Raw genomic sequence first — 5,483 nt, 5'->3', positions numbered from 1 at the left:
CGTCGCCACCGCCAGGTGCACGGCGCCGGCCACGGCCAGCACCGCCAGCACGGGCCGCCACGCCAAGGGCGCGGCCCGCCTCGCGTCGGGCTCGCCCGGGCGGGAAGGTCCCTGCTCGGCGGCCGGCGCGGAAACTCCACTGTCAGACACGGCTTCTCGTCTCCGGATCAGGTCGGTGTGGTGGTCGCGTCCGGGTTGGGCAGGAACGCGGCGAGCAGCAGGTGGCGTACGGTTCGGCGGCAGGCCTCGCCGTCGAGCGTCGTCGAGTCCGGGTCGTCGAGCCGGTGCCAGGCGAACCAGGCGACGGTCTCGGTGATGAACCGCGCCGCCGCCGGCACGTCGGGGACCGGCCGCAGCGCACCGGAGCCGATGTGCCGGCGCAGATGGTCACCGAGGGCGGTCAGCAGCGTCCGCCGGCGTTGGACGAAGTAGAGGTTGGCCAGGTCGGGCAGGTCGGGGGCACACCGCTCGACCAGGGCCAGCAGGTGCCTGTCGCGTTCGATGAACCCGTACAGCTCGTCGATGATCGCGCCGAGTTCTTCGGCGACCGTCGCGTGCCGCCGAAGTCCGGCGGACGCCGCGGTCAGCACCGGGAAGTCGCCGCGGCCGGCGGTGTCGACCACGGCCACGATCTCCTCCGATGTCGGGGTGGCCACCGGAATGTCCAGGCCGGCCAGGGACTCCGGGCGGGCCAGGCGCACCAGAGCCAGGTACAGCAGCGCCTCCTTGCTCTTGGCGTAGGTGTACACCGCGCCGTGGCTCATCCCGAGGGCGGCGGACACGTCGGAGATCTTGGCCGCCCGGTAGCCCTTGGCCATGAACACCCGCGCCGCCGCTTCGGCTATCTCCTCGACCGGCCGCGCCGGCACCCGACCTCGCACCCCTCGATTGTTGACTGACTGGATCAGTCAGTCAACCCGATCCGCGCGTACGGACGTCCTCAACCGCCGGCGCGCGAGGTCGGAACCGTGACGACCAGCGACGTTCCGCGCCCGGTGGGACTGGTGACATGCATGGTGCCGCCGAGCGCCTCGACGCGATCCGTCAGCCCGGTCAGGCCCGAGCCACCCGAGGGATCGGCGCCGCCCACCCCGTCGTCGCGCACCCGGAGACGGATCTTCGCGTCCTCCTCGGTGAGATCGATGTGCACCACGGACGCGTGCGCGTGCTTGAACACGTTCGTCAACGCCTCGGAGACGATGTAGTAGAGGCTCACTTCGAGCTGCTCCGGCAGGCGCCCGTCCGCGTCGACGTGGAGTTCGACCGGCACGGGAGAGCGGGCCACCAGCCCTTTCAGCGCCGCCTTCAGTCCCCGGCGCGCCAGCAGCGGCGGGCGCAGTCCCCGGGCGATCTCCTGGAGCTCGGCGAGGGCGGCGGACAGGTCCTGGACGGTGTCGGACAGATGCCGCCTGGCCTCTCGCTGATCGCGCGGAAGCTCCGCCTCGGCCTCGCGGAGACGGAGCGAGAGTGAGATCAGATGCTGCTGCGGCCCGTCGTGCAGGTCGCGCTCGATGCGGCGTCGCGTGGCCTCGGCCGTGGTGACGAGCCGGGCGCGCGAGGCGACGAGCTCCGTGCGGGTCTCGGCCTGGGCGATGGCGCAGGACAGCAGTTCCACGAACTTGTCCATGCGTTCCTCGGTGTCGCCGGGCAGCGGTTCGGAGCCGAGGTACAGGGCGTTCATCGTCCCCCACAGACGATCACCGCTGATGACCGGGCAGACCACCACCCGGCCGATCCGCTGCTCCTGAAGCCAGGCGGCGAGCTGGTCGTCGAAGGACTCGCTCGTCATCTGGGCCGGCCGGTGGCTACGCCACACCGCCGCCGAAGCGGCGTCGTCCTCGACCGGCCACCGTCCCCCGAACGGAATCTTGACGGGAGAGGAGCCGGGAGCGCGCCACAGCGTGACCACCGACTCCGTGTGATCGGTCTCGTACCGTTTGATCGCGGTGTAGTCCGCGTCCAGCAGGGCGCCGAGCTCCGCCGCGGCCGCATTGAAGATCACCGACGGTGAGGCGCCGCGCGCCACCAGAGTCGCGACGTGCCGCAGGGCCCCCCACTCTTCCGCGAGCCGGCGGACCTCGCCGCAGCCGACCGGCAGGGCCCGCGCGGCGGCGTTCAGGGATCTCCACAGACCCCGAAGGTGGCGGATCACGGGCTTCGCGCCAAGGCCGCCGCCTGCGGGCACAAGAGCCGTCCGTCCACTGCTTGCCCCAGTTGACCAGGCGATACCGGATAAAGCCTCAGTACGACTCTACTAACCGACGTAACCGTCGACCGCGTCGCTGTCGATCTTCAGTTTCACGCCGCCGTGCTTCTCCACGTGGTCGCCGCGGAACTGTTTGATCCGGCGGTGGTCCGCCCACCAGTCCTCGCCCATGAGCCGGTCGCCCCACACGTTCGGCCGTCGATCCCAGTGGGCGAACCACACGGTCTCCGGACGGCTGATGTCATCCGCCTCGGCGACGTCGCGGACCCCCGACGCCACGCTGCTGTACAGCCCCGGGACGTACTCCAGCGCCCGTACGCCCCGGGTCCACGAGTCCACGAACGTCAGCACCGCCTGCCGGCACCAGGCCCTGCGCCCGTACGCCTCCAGGTCCATGTAGATCGGGGTCCCGGGCGGCAGGCCGAGCGCCGCGGCGCGGTTCGTCGCGTCCACCGCCGAGAGCTGGCCGGCCAGGGCCGCGGTCGACGGGGAGAAACGCGGACGGGAGGAGGTGCACGGCGCCTGCGGGCCGACGTACGTCGGGATCAGGCGCCACCCCATCGCCTGTACGGCCTCCACCCAGCGGCGGGACAGCCGCCCGTCCGGGCACGCACGCGCCGGGCCGCCGATGTAGATGTTGGCCGCGACGAAGTCGTCGTGCCAGGCGCGCATCGCGGCCAGCGACGGCGCCGAGCACGTGTCGAAGCCCGCACCGGTCACCCATCGGCGGCGACGGTCGCCGCTGCGCCGCTGCCCGGCGTCGGATCTCTCCTGGGCGATCCCCGCGATCAGGCGGCGCAGCTCCCCCGCCCCGGGCCCGGCGCCGTACGAGCCGGTGATCAGCACCCCGGCGCCCGGGACGGCCGAGCGGATCTCCCCGTCCGTCGTGTCGGTCACCGTCACGGCGGGCACTCCGGCCACGGACGAGGGCGGGGAGGAGCCGAGCATGCCCGTGGCGAACGCGGCCGTCTGCTCGGTGAGCGGCTCGACGTGCAGCGCCTCCGTACGGCCGATCACGTGCGCCGGGCAGAGCTGGTTCGTCCCCGCCGTGCCCAGGTAGAGCGCGTGCCGGTCGAAGCGCACGCACTCGGTGGACCGGGGGTCGAGGCGGTACACGGGCCAGCCGGCGGGCACGGTGATCCGCAGCCCCTGGTAGTCGACGGTCGTGTCCGCGCGGGCGGCGGGGGTCGGGACGAGCGCTGCCAGAAGGCAGGCGAGCAGGCCGGCACGTCGCATCGCGTCTCCCCGTGGTCGTCGTCCCGGCCATGATCGGCACGGGGAACGCCGGAAGACGGGAGCGCGCGGCGCACTTGTGCGGTCTTTCGGGCGGAGTCGCCCGGCTCTTTACCCGGCGCGTGCGTCCGGGCCGGGCACGATCTCGTACGCGCCCGCCTCGTCGATGGCGAGCCGGGACAGCGGGATGAGCGCCAGGCGTACGTCGTAGTCGCCGAGGGCCCGGCGGTAGAAGCCCGCGCCCTCCCAGTCGGTCACCATCGCCCAGAGCTCGGGGTCGTCGACGGCGCGGGCGAGGCGGCCGGACAGGTGTCCCGGGCTGTCCTCGATGGCGCGGAGCACGTCCTGGGCCGTACGGACGAATACGTCGGTCTCGGCCGGGGGTACGCGATAGCGGGTGATGGCCAGCACGCGTCCATGATGCCGGACCCGTGGCGGCGCTCACACCGGTGACCCGGATACGACACCATGGAGGGGTGCCATCCAAATCCTCGATCCGCCGGCAGAGCGCCGTCCTCCTCGTCTATGTGAACCAGTTGCCGCGGTGGGTGCCGCTGGTGCTGCTGCCGGCGCTGCTGGTCGCCGGCCTGGCGCTGCCCGGGGCGTTCGGCGCGGTGGCGCTGGTGCTGCTTGCGCTCGTCGTCTGGTTCCTGTTCATGGCCTCACCGACGCGGAACCCGGCCCACCGGGTGATCCGGCTCGCCGTGCCGCTGGTCCTGCTCGCCTTCGCGATCGGCAAACTGGTCTCCTGACGACATGGCGTGATTTTGACAATCATTTTCATGTTCACTCATACTTGTTCGGTGCGCTCCCGAATCCTGCCTCTCGCGCTCGCCGCGCTGCTCGTGGCCTGCGGTGGATGCGGAGCGAGGGCGGGCACCGGCGGGAAACCGAGGCTGACCGCGGCGTTCTATCCGCTCGCGTGGCTGGCGACGCAGGTCGCCGGTCCCGGCTTCTACGTCCAGAACCTCACCAGGCCGGGCGCCGAGCCGCACGACCTGGAGCTGACGCCCCGCCAGGTGATCGACGTCGGCGAGTCCAAGCTGGCCTTCTACGTCAAGGGCGTGCAGCCGGCCGTGGACAAGGCCGTGCGCCAGCACGCCAAGGACCACTCGCTCGACGCCGAGTCCGTGGTCACGACGCTGCCCGCGCCGCAGGACGAGGCGAGCGACGGCGCCGTCGACCCGCACCTGTGGCTCGACCCGTCCCGGTTCGCGACCGTGGCGACCGCGCTCGGCGAGCGCCTGGCCCGGATCGACGCCGAGAACGCCGCGGGCTACCGCACCCGCGCCGCCCAGGTCGTGACCCGTCTGAACGCCCTGGACGCGGAGTTCCGCACGGGGCTGCGCGCCTGCGCGCGCAAGGAGATCGTCACCGGCCACGCCGCCTTCGGCTACCTGGCCGCGCGCTACGGGCTCACGCAGGTCGGCGTGGCGGGGCTGGACCCGGAGGCCGAGCCGTCGCCGCAGCGCCTCGCCGACCTGACCGGTCTGGTCCGGCGTACGGGCGCGACCACCGTGTTCACCGAGACGCTGGCCAGTCCCAAGACCGCCGACACGCTCGCGCGTGAGGCCGGGGTGCGCACCGAGGTACTCGACCCCGTCGAGGGCGTCCGGCCGGGCTCCCACGACGACTACTTCTCGATCATGCGCCGCGACCTCGCGACGCTCCGAACCGCTCTGGGGTGCTCATGATGACGGCCCCGTTCTCCCTGACCGGCGGCGAGGTACGGCTCGACCGCCGTCCCGTGCTGCGCGGCATCGACCTGACGGTACGTCCCGGCGAGGTCGTCGCCGTCATGGGCTCGAACGGCTCCGGCAAGTCGACGCTGATCCGCGCGCTGCTCGGGCTGATCCCGCTGTCCGCCGGACGCGCCGAGCTGTACGGCGTGCCGCCGGCGCGGTTCCGCGACTGGAAGCGCATCGGGTACGTCCCGCAGCGCCTGTCGATCGGCGGCGGCGTGCCCGCCACCGTCCGCGAGGTCGTGGCCTCCGGCCGGATCGCGCGGCAGTCGCGGCAGCGCCCGTCCTCGGCCGCCGACCGG

At 72.5% G+C, this 5,483-nt stretch carries 7 protein-coding genes; 3 read left to right on the top strand and 4 right to left on the bottom strand.

Going from position 1 to position 5,483, the window contains the following annotated elements; translation table 11 throughout:
• Positions 1–167 precede the first annotated feature (167 nt).
• From ACFFNX_RS40775 to ACFFNX_RS40760, 4 genes are all read right to left on the bottom strand, one after another.
• Positions 168–881 carry a TetR/AcrR family transcriptional regulator gene (locus ACFFNX_RS40775; RefSeq protein WP_378211536.1) on the bottom strand — a complete coding sequence of 238 codons (714 nt, stop codon included), beginning with the start codon at positions 879–881 and terminating at the stop codon, positions 168–170.
• Positions 882–940: 59 nt separating this feature from the next.
• Complete coding sequence (locus tag ACFFNX_RS40770; protein ID WP_378211535.1) at positions 941–2,152, bottom strand: sensor histidine kinase; 1,212 nt, start codon at positions 2,150–2,152, stop codon at positions 941–943.
• A gap of 102 nt (positions 2,153–2,254) precedes the next feature.
• Positions 2,255–3,442 (bottom strand): glycoside hydrolase domain-containing protein, encoded by a 1,188-nt coding sequence (locus tag ACFFNX_RS40765; protein WP_378211534.1) that lies wholly within the window; start codon positions 3,440–3,442, stop codon positions 2,255–2,257.
• A 108-nt stretch (positions 3,443–3,550) separates the two neighbouring features.
• The gene (locus ACFFNX_RS40760) at positions 3,551–3,850 is read right to left on the bottom strand and encodes an antibiotic biosynthesis monooxygenase family protein (RefSeq protein ID WP_378211533.1); all 300 of its coding nucleotides are present in this window, start codon (positions 3,848–3,850) and stop codon (positions 3,551–3,553) included.
• A 65-nt stretch (positions 3,851–3,915) separates the two neighbouring features.
• Here ACFFNX_RS40760 and ACFFNX_RS40755 point away from each other — a divergent pair, with 65 nt between their 5' ends.
• From ACFFNX_RS40755 to ACFFNX_RS40745, 3 genes are all read left to right on the top strand, one after another.
• A complete protein-coding gene (locus tag ACFFNX_RS40755; protein WP_378211532.1) occupies positions 3,916–4,191 on the top strand; it encodes a DUF6703 family protein in 276 nt (91 codons plus the stop codon).
• A gap of 51 nt (positions 4,192–4,242) precedes the next feature.
• Positions 4,243–5,133, top strand: a complete 891-nt coding sequence (locus tag ACFFNX_RS40750) for a metal ABC transporter substrate-binding protein (RefSeq protein ID WP_378211531.1) — start codon at positions 4,243–4,245, stop codon at positions 5,131–5,133.
• Positions 5,130–5,483 (top strand): ATP-binding cassette domain-containing protein (locus ACFFNX_RS40745; RefSeq protein WP_378211530.1); only part of this gene is annotated, 354 nt, incomplete at its 3' end. The genes ACFFNX_RS40750 and ACFFNX_RS40745, both read left to right, overlap by 4 nt.

It is taken from the genome of Actinoallomurus acaciae (assembly GCF_042429965.1).
Taxonomy (GTDB): Bacteria; Actinomycetota; Actinomycetes; order Streptosporangiales; family Streptosporangiaceae; genus Actinoallomurus; species Actinoallomurus acaciae.
Note: the sequence above shows the minus strand (reverse complement) of the source record. Positions and strands in the feature narration are given on the sequence as shown.

Bases quoted from the DNA above. Each gene is read 5' to 3' on its own strand.
- ACFFNX_RS40765 (WP_378211534.1), bottom strand. From the start codon at position 3,442: ATGCGACGTGCCGGCCTGCTCGCCTGCCTTCTGGCAGCGCTCGTCCCG.